Genomic DNA, 14,001 nt, shown 5'->3' with positions numbered 1-14,001 from the left:
GCTACCACCGCGGCGCGGCGCGGCCGGGCCGCGCCGACCTACCAGCCCTCGGGCAGGTACGCGACGATGTCCGGGTCGGGCTCGACGCCGAAGGACAGGAACATCATCGCCACCAGGTCGTACGCGCCGACCGTGGCGACCACGTCCATGAGCTGCCGTTCGTCGAGGAACCCGGCGAGCGCGGCCCAGGTCGTGGCACCCACCGCCGCCCCGGCGAGCAGTTCGTCGACCGCCGCCAGCAACGTGCGGTCGGTGGCCGACCAGCCGGGGGCGGCCGGGCCCTCGACGACCCGCGCGATCTCCTCGGCGGTGATCCCGAAATCCTGCGCCCGCAGGGCGTGCTGGGCCCATTCGTAGCCACACCGGCGCAGTGCCGCGACCCGCAGGATCAGCAGCTCGCTGAGCCGCGGCGGCAGCGACGACCCGTAGAGGACGTGGCCGTTGAACGCGAGGAACGCCTCGGCGAGGGCGGGGTGGCGGGCCAGCGTGCCGAAGACGTTGGCCCCGCTCGGACCGTCGTCGGCGGCACCCGCCGCGGCCACGTCGGTCGTAGCTGCGTCAGCCGCTGCGCCGCCCCCGGGCGCGGGCGCGGGCGCGGCCGGGACGCCGCTGCGCGCGGCGTCCCGGAAGGAGTCGAACACGGCCCTCGCCTCCGGTGACCAGTCGGTCGCCGGCTGCGGTGATATCCGTGGCATCTCGGTGACTCCCCGCCTTCCTGCCCGCGCCGACCATCAGGTGTTGCGGCCGCCGTTGACGCCGATGACCTGGCCGGTGATGTAACCGGCCTCCTCCCTGATGAGGAAGGCACAGGCGGCCGCGATGTCCTCCGGCTGGCCGATGCGGCCGACCGGGGTCCTCGCGATCTGCTCCTCGGTCTTCATCAGGCCTTCCTTCTCGGAGGCCCGCAGCATGGGTGTGTCGATGAATCCCGGCGGGATGGTGTTGACCGTGACGCCCCGCGGCCCGAACTCCAGCGCGAGCACCTTGGTCAGACCCACCACACCGGATTTCGCGGTGACATAGGAGCTGAGCCGCGGAACACCGCTGTGCATGCTGGAGGAGGAGATGTTCACAATTCTCCCCCAGCCCTCGGCGACCATGTCCGGAAGCACCGACTGGCAGCAGTGGAAAGTGCCGTCGAGATTCACCGAGATCGTGCGCCGCCACAACTCGAACGTCGTGTCGAGGAACGGGGTCGGCGGCGGGGTCATGCCCGCGGAGTTCACCAGGATCGTGGGGCGGCCCAGATCGCCGCGGGTCTGCTCCACCCCGGCGTCGACAGCGGCCCGGTCGGTCACGTCCACGGTGTACCCGCGTGCGGTCCCGCCCACCGCCTCGAGCGCGGCGGCCGCCACGCGGGCGGACTCACCGTCCAGGTCGAAGATCGCGATGGCGGCCCCGTCGGCGGCCAGCCGGCGGGCGATGGCCCCGCCGATGCCCGAGGCACCGCCGGTGACGATCGCGACGCGGGCGGTCACAGACCCAGCTCCGGGGCCCCGGGGGTGGTGCAGTGCGTGCGGCGAGGGGCGGTCCGCTCGGCGGGGAGGACCCGGTGGAGCGGGCCTCCCTGACCGGCCTGCCCACGGTTATCCCAGGCCGCGCCGTCCCGAACGACCATGTCTCCGGCCGACCAGCCACGTCGTAACGCCCGGTCTGTCACCGTTCCGTCCGGCAGCCCTCGGTCCGGCGACGCCTGGTCCGGCAATGCTCGGTCCGGCAATGCTCGGTCCGGTGCGGTGGCACGCCGCTTCAGCTCGTCAGGCAAGGCCCAGCCCTCCTCGTTGTCCGCGGGTCGGCACACCCGCATCGCCGGCTCACCCGCACACCCGGAGACGGCGGCCACCAGAAAAGCCGGTCCGCACACATCCGGACGCAAAGGCTTTCCCGGTACGGGGCCGTGGTCGAGAAATTCCGGGTCAGGGCGCAGCACCATCGTCTCACCCAGCACGGAAAACCAGAGGCAGATCACGGGAACCGCGGGGCGGAAAAAGGTGGATTCAGGCTACGACTTTGCCAAACAACCGTCAACCACATCACCGGGCGTCAACTCGCTTATGGCATGCCGACGAGCCGGAGCGCGATTCTTGATCACACCCGGCGAAATGTTTTGTCAGCACGACCCGGCCGGTCGGTACGACAGGCCGGGAATTACCGTGGAGGGGGCGCGGAGGACACCGCGGAGGGTGTCCTGGAGGGGTTCCGCGCCCCCTCCGAGGGCCGGCCGGGAAGCGCCGTCAGAGCACCCCGGCACGTTCCAGGCGGGCCGCCGCGAGGGTGCGCAGCTCGGCCGTCTTCACCTTCGCGGAGCCGGTGAGCTCGATGTCGTCCTCGTCGAAGAAGAGGACCTGGCGGGGAACCTTGTAGGTCGCCAGCCGCTCCTTGAGGTAGCCGCGGATCTCCTCCGCCTCGGCCCGCACGCCCTCGTGCAGCACGACGCAGGAGACGACGAGCTCACCAAGTGTGTCGTGCGGCACCCCGACGGTCTGGGTGACCTTGACCCCGGGGAAGGTCGCGAGCGCCTCGTCCACCTCGCGCGGCGAGACGTTCGCACCGCCCGTCTTGATGATGTCGTTCAGCCTGCCCTTCCAGAAGAGCAGGCCGTCGGTGTCGAGGTAGCCACCGTCACCGGTCCGGAAGAAGCCCTCCGCGTCGAGGGTCTCGTCCAGCGGGGTCCCCAGGTAACCGAGCATGAGTGTGGGGCCCTTGACGCAGATCTCGCCCTGCTCGCCGCGCGGGACCACCACGCCCGTCAACGGGTCAACGATCTTGATCGTGACACCGGGTAACGCCTCGCCGCTGCTGTTGCGGTGCGTCTCCTCCGGCGTGTTCGCCGGCAGCCCGGTGCTCAGGGTGAACGTCTCGGTGTTGCCGTAGGCGTGCCCCGGCTCGTGCCACCGGGCGGTCACCGTGGGGTGCCGCGCGATCGGGGTGCTGACGTCGACGTACCGCAGGCTGCTGAGGTCGACGTCGTTCCAGTTCGGCGCCGCCTCGAGCTGCGCCCACTGGTGCGGCCAGGCGAACGGGAAGGTGACCCGCTCGGTCTCCAGCAGCCGCAGCGCCTCGTCGGGAACCATCGTCGCCTGCAGCACCACCGACCCGCCGCAGGAGAAGGTGTTCCCGAGCACCATGCAGAAGTTGCCGGACCAGAAGAAGCCGTTCGCGGCCCAGCTGCGGATGTCGTCCTCGGGCGAGAACCCGTACAGGCGGCGGAAGCGCCACAGCTGGACGGCGATGCCCCGGTGCGAGTTGAGGATGCCCTTCGGCCGGCTGGTGGAGCCGGAGGAGAAGAACAGCGCTGCCAGGTCACTGGGCTGGGCGGAGGCCGCGGTGGCCTCGACCAGCTCCCGTGGCTCCGACCGGCCCGCGGCCAGGAAGTCCTCCCAGGACTCGATCGCGCCACCCGCCGCGCCCGGCCCGATCACGGCGAGCCGTCGCAGGAACGGGAACCGGGAGGACTCCAGCCCGCCGGGCACGGCCCGGGTGATGCCCGGGTCCAGCTCGGTCAGCATGGCCGCGAAGTCCTTCTTCACGACCATCCGCTCGAACAGCAGCACCGAGACCCCGGACACCTGCAGGAGGTGATCGAGCTCCGGCGCCGTCGAGAAGGTGCTGAGCACGACCGCGACACCGCCGGCCAGGCTCACCCCGAACATGGCCGAGACCCACTCGGGGCGGTTCGTCATCAGGACGCCGACCCGGCAGTCCCTGCCCACGCCGACAGCCCGCAGCGCGGCCGCGACCTCGACCGCGCGCTCCCACAGGTCGGTGTAGGTCCACCGCTCGACGCCGTCGGCCGTGTGCCAGACCAGAGCCTCCCGGTCACCGAAGGCCTCGGTGACCTCCCGGAGGAAGCCGGGCAGGGTCAGCGACCCCAGGCCCGGCTCCGAGCTCAGCGGCGGCCCCGACACGACCGACGGTTCCCCGACGTCCGCCGGCCCCGCCACGACCGACTGGTCCAGAACGACCGCCGCGGCACCCGAAGCGGCACCCGAGACAGCCGCGGCACCCGAAGCTGCCGCGGCGGCCTCCGGCCCCGACACGGTTTGCTGGGACGGCACGGCGCCGTTCACGTTCGCCGCAGTCACGGTCAGTCCCCGGTGATTTCGCGTTCGCTGCCGTACGGAAGCTCGACCTCGGCCGTGCAGTCCACCAGCACGCCGCCGTCCTGGTTGGTCAGCCTCAGCTTCACCTGCACCAGCGGCACGCCCCAGACGGACTGCTCCTCCTTGCCGATGATCTCGGCGTCGAAGTAGGTGACGTCACCCTCGAAGGCCGGCAGCCGGAAGCTCGCCTTGTTGTGGCGCACCATGCCCTCGTGGCCCGCCCAGTACGCCAGGTAGTCGGTACACCAGGCACCCATCGTGGCGCCGTAGCCGTAGGCGCGGGCCATGCCGACCTCGCTGGCCTTGTCCGCGTCGATGTGCCCGCGCGACGGGCCGACGTAGAGACCGTCCCGCAGCCGGGGGTCGATCTTCGCGCCCTCCTCGTCGAACCCGAAGCCCTCGACCCAGCCCGGGTCCTGGTAGACCCACGGGTCCTTGATGCCCTTGGGCGCGTCCCAGAAGAAGGTGCCCCAGATGTTGAACAGGAACGCCCGGTACTCGGTGGTGAAGCTGGCGATGGTGTGCGGGCCGATCACCCGCCGGGGCAGGGTGTCTCCGACCTTGACGTCCTCGAACGCCGGGGAGACGCCGGCCCGGTTCGACAGCAGCCACTCGGTGCGGAGCTTGTCGATCTCCTCGAGCTCGGCCTGCGTCCAGCGCTTCTTCTCGCCGTACTGGCTTTCGTACATGCCCCGCTTCTCCGCCTCGGAGGCGAGGTAGCGGATGGCCGTCGAACGCTCACGGGCGACGAGGTCGCCGAGCTGGTTGCGGTGGACGGTGTCCCCACGGGAGAACATGGTGGGTCCGGCGAACTTGGTGTCCGCCACCTTGTAGTCGTGGAAACGGCGCTTCTGGAACAGCGTGTCGCCGACCCGCACGCGGGTGCCGTAGAACCACCACTCCTCGCCGCCGAAGATCAGGTGGCTGCCGGGGATGTAGCCGACGCAGGCCGGCGCGGCACCGTGCCCGTAGTCCAGCGCGACGGCGATGGACTGCGGTGCGATCAGGCCGCCGAACTTGCTCTTCTGCGCGAACTCCTGGTCCCAGTGCAACGGGTTCGGGTAGTCCATCGCCATCACCCAGCGGCGGATGTCCGACGGGGCGCACGGCTCCCACAGCTGCCCGCCACCGATGGGCTTGCCCACCCGGTGGTCGACATCGGTGAGGTCGAGGGTGGGGGTCTCGGATTCTCCTGACGTCTCGCTCATGCTGTGCTCCCCTATCGGTTGACGTCGACGACGATGCGGCCGCGGACGGTGCCGTCCAGCAGCCGGCCAGCCGCGGCGATCACGTCGCCCAGCGCGATCTCCTCGGCGATGAGCTCCAGGGCACCGGCGCCCAGGTCGGACGCGAGCCGCGACCAGGCCGCGAGCCGCGGGGCCGACGGCGCCATGACGCTGTCGATGCCGAGCAGCGAGACACCGCGCAGGATGAACGGCGCGACCGACGCCGGGAAGTCCATCCCCTGGGCCAGCCCGCAGGCGGCGACCGCGCCGCGGTACCGCGTCTGCGCGGTGGCGTTCGCCAGCGTGTGGCTGCCGACGGAGTCGACGACCCCGGCCCAGCGCTCCTTCTGCATCGGCTTGCCCGGCCCGGAGAGCTCGGCGCGGTCGATGACCGTCACCGCGCCGAGCTGCCTGAGGTAGTCAGCCTCCGATGCCTTCCCCGTGGCGGCCGCCACCTTGAAGCCGGCCTTGGTCAGGAGCGCGACCGCGACACTGCCGACACCGCCGGTCGCCCCGGTGACCAGGACCTCGCCCTGGTCCGGGCGGACGCCGAAGTTCAGCAGTGCGTCGACGCACAGGCCCGCCGTGTAGCCGGCCGTGCCGATGGCCATCGACTGGCGCGGGGTGAAGGCTGAGGGCAGTGGCACCAGCCAGTCACCCTTGAGCCGCGCGCGCTGCGCGAGTCCGCCCCAGTGCGTCTCCCCCACGCCCCAGCCGTTGAGCACGACGCGGTCGCCCTGCTTCCAGTCCGCGTGCGAGCTCTCGGTGACGACACCGACCAGGTCGATACCGGGCACCATCGGGAACCTGCGCACCACCGGTGACTTCCCGGTGATGGCGAGACCGTCCTTGTAGTTCAGCGTCGAGTACTCGACGTCGACGGTGACGTCGCCTTCCGGCAGCGCCGAATCGTCGAGGCTCGTGACGCGGGCGGCCTGGCCCGACTCGCCTTTTTCGATGAGGATCGCAGAAAACATCGGAGAATACAGCCCTTTCGACGCGAACGATCGGCCGCCCGAACGGACAGGCGGCCGCTCGCCCTACTGATAGCCGAGAATTCCCTTGGTCTCCAGATATTCGTGGAAACCGAACTCGCCCCACTCGCGGCCGTTGCCGCTCTTCTTGATGCCACCGAACGGGGCGTCGAAGTCGAAACCGTCGTTGATGGTGACCCACCCGGCGCGGATGCGGCGGGCGACGGCCCGGGCCTGCTCCAGGTCCGCCCCCGCCACGGCGCCCGCCAGGCCGTACTCGGTGTCGTTGGCGATCTCGACCGCCTCGTCCAGGCTGTCGTAGCTGAGAATCGTCAGGACCGGCCCGAAGATCTCCTCACGGGCGATGGTCTGGTCGTTGCGCACGTTCACGAAGACGGTCGGGCGCACGTAGAAGCCCCGGGTGAGGCCCTCGGGGCGCCCGACGCCGCCGGCGATGAGGGTCGCGCCCTCGTCGATGCCCTTCTGGATCAGGGCCTGGATCTTGTCGAACTGGGCGCCGGAGACCACCGGGCCGATGGCGACCTCGGTGGTGGGGTCGCCGACGGTCGTCGCCTCGGCGGCCGCGCGGGCGGCCTCGATCACCTCGTCCAGCCGGCCGGCCGGGACGAGCATCCGCGTCGCGGCGCTGCAGGTCTGGCCCGAGTTGAGCATCACGCCGGCGACGCCCTTGGTGACGTTCTCGGCCAGGTCGGCGTCATCGAGGATGATGTTCGGGTTCTTGCCGCCCAGCTCCTGGGTCACCCGCTTGACGGTCGCGGCGGCGTTGCGGGCGATCTCGATGCCGGCGCGGGTCGAGCCGGTGAAGGAGATCAGGTCGACGTCCGGGTGCGACGACAGCGGCACGCCGACGCCGAGCCCGTCGCCCTGGACCAGGTTGAACACGCCGGCCGGCACGCCGGCGGCCTCGAAGATCTCGGCCAGGATCTGCGCGGTGAACGGCGAGTTCTCCGACGGCTTGAGCACGACCGTGCAGCCGGTGGCCAGTGCCGGCACGACCTTCACCACAATCTGGTTGATCGGCCAGTTCCACGGCGTGATCAGGCCGGCGACCCCGATCGGCTCCTGCACGACCAGCGAGCCGCCGCGCACCTGCTCGAAGGAGTAGGTCTTCAGGTTCTCGATGGCGGTGGCCAGGTGGCCGGCACCCAGGCCCACCTGGAAACCGTTGGCCAGTGCCGCCGGGGCACCGATCTCCTCGGTGAGCGCGGCACCGAGGTCGGCCGAGCGCTTCTGGTAGACGTCCGAGATGGACTGGAGCAGCTCGACGCGCTCCTCCCGGCTGGTCGCCGAGTAGCTCGGGAACGCGGCCTTCGCCGCGGCGACCGCCCGGTCGACGTCGGCGGCGGAACCGGCGGAGACGCGGCCGGCCACCTCCTCGGTCGCCGGGTTCACGACGTCGAACGTCGCCGCCTCCGCCGGGTCTACCCACTTCCCGCCGATGTAAAACTTCAGATACTCGCGCATAATCCCGGAAGGTCCTCTCCTAAGGCACGCGGACGGATGTCAGCCGACTGGTTCGGCCGGATTCTCACTGAGTTCCTTCCGCATACCAGGTGCGGAACTCGTCGTAGTTCGGCATTTCTTCCGAGTTCGCCTTCGGGTCGACCGGCACGTGGATGACGGCGGTCTTCCCGCTGGCGTAGGCGCGCTTGATCGCCGGCGCGATGTCCTCCTCGCGCTCGACGTACTCGCCGTAGCAGCCGAAGCCCTCGGCGATCTTGTCGAACCGGGTCTCCTTGCTCCAGTGCACGCCGGTCTCCAGCGAGCCCTGGCCGAACGTCCGCTTGTAGACGCCGACCTCCAGGCCCCAGGCGTAGTCGACGCTGACCACGCAGACGAGCGGCAGGTTGAGCCGGGCCGCGGTCTCCAGTTCGGCGATGTGGAACTGGAACGACGAGTCGCCGGTGATGAGCATCAGCGGCCGGCGGCCGCCGTCGGCGACACCGGCGCCGACCGCGTAGGGCAGCCCGGTGCCCAGGTGGCCGAAGTTCTGGTTCCAGATGACGTCGTTCGGCTTGGCCTGCGAGTAGGTCCAGCCGAAGATCGTGATGGCGCCACCGTCGCGGACCATGATGCCGTCCGGGGGGAACGCCTTCGTCGCCTCGACGATCAGCCGGGCGGGGTGCACCGGGGTCCGGCCCGACGGCGCGGTCTCGGCGAGCTCGGCGAGCTGGTCGGCATCCTGCCGGATCCATCCCGCGAGCTCCGGGGTGGCGGTGCGCGGCGAGTCCCTGAGGGCCTCGACCAGCTGCGGGACGACCGCGCGCAGGTCACCCACCAGTGGCACGTCGATCGAGCGGTTGACCCCGATCGCCTGCGGGTCCTGCTCGATGAGGATCCAGGTGCGGTTCGCCTCGTTCGCGACCCAGTGCCGGCCGCGGCCGTAGTGCACCGGCTCGCCGAGCTCGGTGCCGATCGCCACGACCAGGTCGGACTGCACCACGGCGTCGATCGAGGCGGCCGAGAAGCCGTACGGGAAGGTACGGTCCTCCAGGCCCTTGATGAACGAGGTGCCACCGGAGGTCTGGATCACCGGCCCGGCGACCAGGTCGGCCAGCGCCTTCACGGACTCGCCCGCGCGGGCGGTGTGGACACCGTGGCCGACGAGCAGGATCGGCTGCTTCGCGGCCTTGATGGCGGCCACGGCCTCGGCGATGCGGTCCGGCCCGGCGGTCTGGTTGACCAGGCGGTACGCCGACGGCGCCACCGGCTCCGGGAGGTCGAGCTCCTCCTGGATGATGTGCGAGGGGTACTCGATGTAGACCGGCCCGGGGGTGCCGCCCAGCGCCTTGCGCAGGCCCTCGCGGATCACCTCGTCGGTCTGGTCGGCGTACTCGATGCTGGCGTTGTACTTGACCGACGGCTCGAACAGCTCGGCCTGCTTCACGAACTGGATCCGACCGCGCCGGACCCGCTGCTCGGTGATCCGCGCCCGCTGCCCACCGAGGAAGATCACCGGCGAGTTCTCGACCTTGGCGCACATCATCGCGCCGGCGAGGTTCGCGACACCGGGGCCGAGGGTGCCGATGCACACCGCCGCCTTGCCGGTCATCCGCGACACGGCCTCCGCCATGAAGCCGGCGGACTCCTCGTGGTGCGGCGCGACGATGGTCCAGCCGCGCTCCTCGGCGCGGTGGAACATGTGGACGAAGTTCGGGTCGGGAATGCCGAAGATGGTGTTGATGCCCTCGGCCTCGAACAGCTGCAGAATGCGCTCGTAGACTTTCACACCCATTGGTAGTCAGGGGACGGGCCGCTCGGGCCCGGTACCCCATCCCCCTTTCAGTCCGCACATGCGGTCCGCCCGCATACGGCTTGGCGATGGTCGGTGTGGTGCTGGAGTCAGGCGGAGTCCCTGGTCTGCCCGGTGATGCCAGCCCCGCCCGTCGCCATCCCGAAGCTGCGCGTGATGTGTTCGACGTGGGCCGACGGGACGATGGGCAGGATCCACGGGTCACTGGTGTCGCGGATCGCGTCGATCCGCTCGGCGACCTGGTCGACCGTCCAGGAAGGCTGGTACACCCCGGGAACCTCGCCGATGAACATGCGCGCGATCCGGCCCGCGATCGCCGCGTACATCTCACCGGTGACCGAGCACGACTCGTGGGCGAGCCAGCCCACCACCGGTGCGACGAGCTCCGGCCCCATGGGCGGGTAGGCCGAGGTGTCGATGCCCTCCGCCATCCGGGTCAGCGCGCCGGGCACGATGGCGTTGCAGGTCACGCCGTGTTCCGCGCCCTCGAGCGCGACCACGTGGGAGAGGCCGACCACGCCCGCCTTGGCCGAGGCGTAGTTGGCCACCGCCTTGTTGCCGTACAGCCCGCCGATCGAGGAGGTCAGCACGATCCGCCCGTACCCGGCGTCCTTCATCAGCGGGAACGCCGCCCGCACGACGTGGAAGGCACCCCGCAGGTGGACGTCGAGAACGGCGTCGAAGTCCTCGTAGGACATCTCGGTGAGCGAGCCGTACCGAACGTTCCCGGCGTTGTGGATCAGGATGTCGATCCGGCCGTAGTGGTCGAGCGCCGTCCGGACGATCGCCTGCCCGCCCTCGGCCGTCGTCACGGAGTCGGTGGCGGCCACCGCCTCGCCGCCGGCCGCGACGATCTCCTTGACGACGTCCTCGGCGGGCCCGGCGTCGACCCCCTCACCGCGCATGGTGCCGCCGAGGTCGTTGACGACGACCTTGGCACCCAGCGAACCGAGCAGTAAGGCGTAGGCCCGGCCGAGCCCGCGCCCGGCACCGGTGATCACCGCCACCCGGCCGTCGAACCGCAGTTCCGACATCAGCGCTCCTCTTCGACGCACATCTCGGGATGAACCGGTCAGCGGTTCAGGGAAAGGCCTTCGAGCTCACCGGTTCCGCGCCAGGCCTGGAACAGGTCCTCCAGCGCGTAGAAACCGGGCCAGTAGGGGTCGCCGAGATGGGACCGGCGCTTCTTCTCGCCCTCGCTGTTGTAGTAGCCGGGCGTGCACTCGCGCTCGAAGTTGCTGTTGTCGATGGCCGTCTCGCGCACCGTGGTGCACCAGGCCTCCACGGCCTCGGTCGTGGGCTCCACAGTGGTGGCCCCACGGGCGAGGGTCTCTTTGATGACGTAGGCGATGTGATCGGCCTGCTGCTCGAACATCGAGGTGGTGCTGGCGGTCACCCCGCCCTGGATGAAACCGGTGAAGAACTGGTTCGGGAAACCGTCACTCATGATGCCGTGCTGCGTGCGGTAACCGTCCCGCCAGTGGTCGTAGAGCGAGCGGCCGTCACGGCCGGCGAACGGGGCGATGCCGAGCTTGCGGTCGAGGTCGGTGGTGATCTCGAAACCGCTGGCGAACACGATGCAGTCGACCTCGTACTCGACGCCGTGCGCGACGAAGCCCTTCTCCGTGATCCGCTCGACGCCCTGCGTCTTCGAGACGTCGATGAGGGTCACGTTCGGCCGGTTGAAGGTCGGCAGGTACAGATCGTTGAAGCACGGCCGCTTACACAGGAAGCGGTAGTACGGCTTCAGCACCTCCGCCGTCGCCGGATCCGTCACGATCTCGTCGACGCGCTGCCGCAGCCGTTCCATCACCTGGTAGTCGACGGTCTCGCGAAGTTCCATGAACGTCGCAGGGTCCGCCAGCGCGGCCCAGCCGTCGGTCGCGTCCAGGTGCGCCTGCAGGTTGCGGCTGATCTCCGTCCAGCCGTCGCAGACCAGGTCCGGCTGGCCGGGGCCGAAGGCCTCGAACGCCGCGGTGTGGAAGTTGCGCTGGCGCTCCAGCTGCCAGCCGGGCTGCAGCGACGCGGCCCACTCCGGGTCGGTCGGGCTGTCACCGCGGTGGTCGATGGACGACGGCGTGCGCTGCAGCACGTACAGGTGCTCCGCCGTCTGGGCGATGTGCGGGATGACCTGCACGCCGCTGGCGCCGGTGCCGACCACCGCGACCTTCTTGCCGGCGAGCTTGTCCAGCCCGCCGGTCGAGCTGCCGCCGGTGTACTCGTAGTCCCAGCGCGCGGTGTGGATGGTGTGGCCGGCGAAGTCCTCCAGGCCGGGGATTCCCGGCAGCTTCGGACGGTTGAACGGCCCCTGGCACATGACGACGAAACGTGCCCGGATCTCGTCGTTCCGGTTGGTGCCGATCCGCCAGCGCCCGATCTCCGGGTCCCATTCCTGGGAACGGACGAGGGTGTGGAAGATGGCCTTGTCGTAGAGCCCGAAATGCCGCCCGATGCGCTTGCAGTGCTCAAAGACCTCGTCGCCGTACGCGTACTTCCGCGTCGGGATGTAGCCGACCTCCTCCAGCAACGGCAGGTAGCAGTAGCTGTCGGAGTCGACCTGGATGCCGGGGTAGCGGTTCCAGTACCAGGCTCCGCCGAAGTCGCCGGCGTGCTCGATGATGCGGACGTCCTCGACGCCCGTCTGCCGGATCCGGGCCGCGGCGATGAGACCGGCGAAGCCGCCGCCGAGCACGACGACCTCGATGTCCTCCTGGATCGGCAGGCGCGGGGTCACCGGCAGGTAGGGGTCGGCCTCGTGGAACTCCTCCAGGTCGCCCTCGGCCACCAGGTACTGCTTCTGGCCGTCCTCCCGCAGGCGCTTGTCGCGTTCGTTCAGGTACCGGGCGCGCAGGGCGTCATGGTCGATCTCGGGTGTCTGCGTCGGGGCGCAGTGCGACATGCAGGGTCCTCGGTTCTTCACAGCGCCCTGACCGGTCCGGGGATGATCCGGACCGGTCAGCGGCGGGCGATTGCGCGAAAAGGCGTCAGGCCTCGTACGGGCGAGGCTCACCGGTACCCATGTACCGGGCCAGGTTGTGGTGCAGGTTCACCACGGTGCGCTCCCGGTAGGGGTTCGGCTTCGGCCCGGTGAAGCCGGCCGTCTTCATGCCCTTCTGGATGGCGGCCATGTTGGCGAAGTCCTGCGGCAGGACGGTGCGCCAGCCCGGATCCTCGGGGGGAGAGAACTCCCACTCGGTCTCCGGCTCCTCGCCCTGGGGGAACAGTTCGTAGACGGCCGCCTCGAAGATGCACTTGTCCGGGTCGTAGCCGTAGGGCCGGGCACTGTAGCAGAGCATGTTGTTCAGCGCGTGGCCGATCTGGAAGTTCGGGAAGATCTGCCAGGCCGTCCCACTCCTGCCCACCTGCGCCGGTTCGACGGTCGGCCAGATCACGCCGCGGGCCGCGTCCTCGGCGCGGGCGGTGGCCAGCCAGTGCTGGAGCACCTCGGCGGGCGGGGTGCCCTCCGGCAGGTCCTCCACCAGTCGGTTCGCGACGTCGACGAGCGTCCTCGTCGTGTTGGTGTTCGCGTTCTCCCAGGTGAAGTTCTGCAGTTCGGCGGTGGAGACCCGCGCGTCGGCACCGCTGCCGACCCGCAGTTTCGCCTGGTTCTCGTCCATGTCCTTGGGGGCGTCGTAGCCGATGTTGCTGTGAATGCCCTGGGCCCGCGACCAGCCGAGGAAGGCACCGAAGCTCATGAACTCCGGGTGCGTGTACGGCACGTGGTAGGTCTCCATGAACGCCTCGAGGGCGACCTTCCAGTTGCAGTCGAAGACGAGCCACCGGCGCCACCGGAACCGCATGTTCTGCAGCTGGAAGGGGTCGAGCAGGCTGGCCGCGGGCTCGAGGTACTCCCGCAACGGACCGCTGTCGGGGTCCAGGTTGATCCACAGCCAGCCGCCCCAGGTGTCGACCTTCACCTCGGGCAGCCGGGTGTTCTGCTCGGTCAGGCTGCACTTCCAGTCTTCACGCTCGGCGATGAACGTGTTGTTGCCGTCCAGGTCGTACCGCCACCCGTGGAACCCGCACACCCACTGCCGCTTGCGGCCGCGGGCGTCGTGGGCGCCGGGCGGGACGTCCACCAGCGGCCGGCCCCGGTGCGAGCAGACGTTGTGGTAGGCGCGGATCCGGTCCGGCGCCGAGCGCACCACGATGACCGAGTCGTCGAGGATCTCGTAGGTGAGGAAGTCCCCGACCTTGGGAATCTCCTCGATCCGGCCGACCTGCTGCCACACCTTTCGCCACAACCGGTCACGCTCGGCCCGGGCGTACTCCGGTGAGAGGTACGCGTCCAGTCCGATGGTGAACGGCTCCGAGAGCGGTTCGGTCGGCGGAGCCACTGATCCCTGAGTGTTTTCGACAGTCTCTGTCATGACATTTCTCCAACCCGCGTGAGGAGATAGTCGGTATCGGCGGTTGCAGCTTCT

At 69.8% G+C, this 14,001-nt stretch carries 10 protein-coding genes; all 10 read right to left on the bottom strand.

Annotated features, from left to right (window positions below; translation table 11 throughout):
* Positions 1-38: 38 nt before the first annotated feature.
* A complete protein-coding gene (locus AB1460_RS02990) occupies positions 39-695 on the bottom strand; it encodes a carboxymuconolactone decarboxylase family protein (RefSeq protein ID WP_368958993.1) in 657 nt (218 codons plus the stop codon).
* Positions 696-731: 36 nt separating this feature from the next.
* Complete coding sequence (locus tag AB1460_RS02985) at positions 732-1,478, bottom strand: SDR family NAD(P)-dependent oxidoreductase (RefSeq protein ID WP_368958992.1); 747 nt, start codon at positions 1,476-1,478, stop codon at positions 732-734.
* Positions 1,479-2,234: 756 nt separating this feature from the next.
* Positions 2,235-3,908: a class I adenylate-forming enzyme family protein gene (locus AB1460_RS02980; RefSeq protein WP_368959042.1), complete on the bottom strand. Its 1,674-nt coding sequence runs from the start codon at positions 3,906-3,908 to the stop codon at positions 2,235-2,237.
* Between the two features lie 179 nt (positions 3,909-4,087).
* Positions 4,088-5,311 carry an FAS1-like dehydratase domain-containing protein gene (locus tag AB1460_RS02975; protein WP_368958991.1) on the bottom strand — a complete coding sequence of 408 codons (1,224 nt, stop codon included), beginning with the start codon at positions 5,309-5,311 and terminating at the stop codon, positions 4,088-4,090.
* Between the two features lie 11 nt (positions 5,312-5,322).
* On the bottom strand, positions 5,323-6,306 hold the full coding sequence (locus AB1460_RS02970; RefSeq protein WP_368958990.1) for an MDR family oxidoreductase: 984 nt from the start codon (positions 6,304-6,306) through the stop codon (positions 5,323-5,325).
* Between the two features lie 63 nt (positions 6,307-6,369).
* On the bottom strand, positions 6,370-7,788 hold the full coding sequence (locus AB1460_RS02965; RefSeq protein WP_368958989.1) for an aldehyde dehydrogenase family protein: 1,419 nt from the start codon (positions 7,786-7,788) through the stop codon (positions 6,370-6,372).
* Between the two features lie 64 nt (positions 7,789-7,852).
* Positions 7,853-9,559, bottom strand: a complete 1,707-nt coding sequence (locus tag AB1460_RS02960; protein ID WP_368958988.1) for a thiamine pyrophosphate-binding protein — start codon at positions 9,557-9,559, stop codon at positions 7,853-7,855.
* 107 nt (positions 9,560-9,666) lie between these two features.
* On the bottom strand, positions 9,667-10,611 hold the full coding sequence (locus AB1460_RS02955) for an SDR family NAD(P)-dependent oxidoreductase (RefSeq protein ID WP_368958987.1): 945 nt from the start codon (positions 10,609-10,611) through the stop codon (positions 9,667-9,669).
* Positions 10,612-10,649: 38 nt separating this feature from the next.
* Positions 10,650-12,476: a flavin-containing monooxygenase gene (locus tag AB1460_RS02950; protein ID WP_368958986.1), complete on the bottom strand. Its 1,827-nt coding sequence runs from the start codon at positions 12,474-12,476 to the stop codon at positions 10,650-10,652.
* An 85-nt stretch (positions 12,477-12,561) separates the two neighbouring features.
* Entirely contained in the window at positions 12,562-13,947 is a 1,386-nt protein-coding gene (locus AB1460_RS02945; RefSeq protein WP_368958984.1) for an aromatic ring-hydroxylating oxygenase subunit alpha, read from the bottom strand.
* Between the last annotated feature and the right edge of the window lie 54 nt (positions 13,948-14,001).

This window comes from Parafrankia sp. FMc2 (genome assembly GCF_041008525.1).
Lineage (GTDB): Bacteria > Actinomycetota > Actinomycetes > Frankiales > Frankiaceae > Parafrankia.
This window is presented reverse-complemented; position numbering and strand designations above follow the sequence as displayed.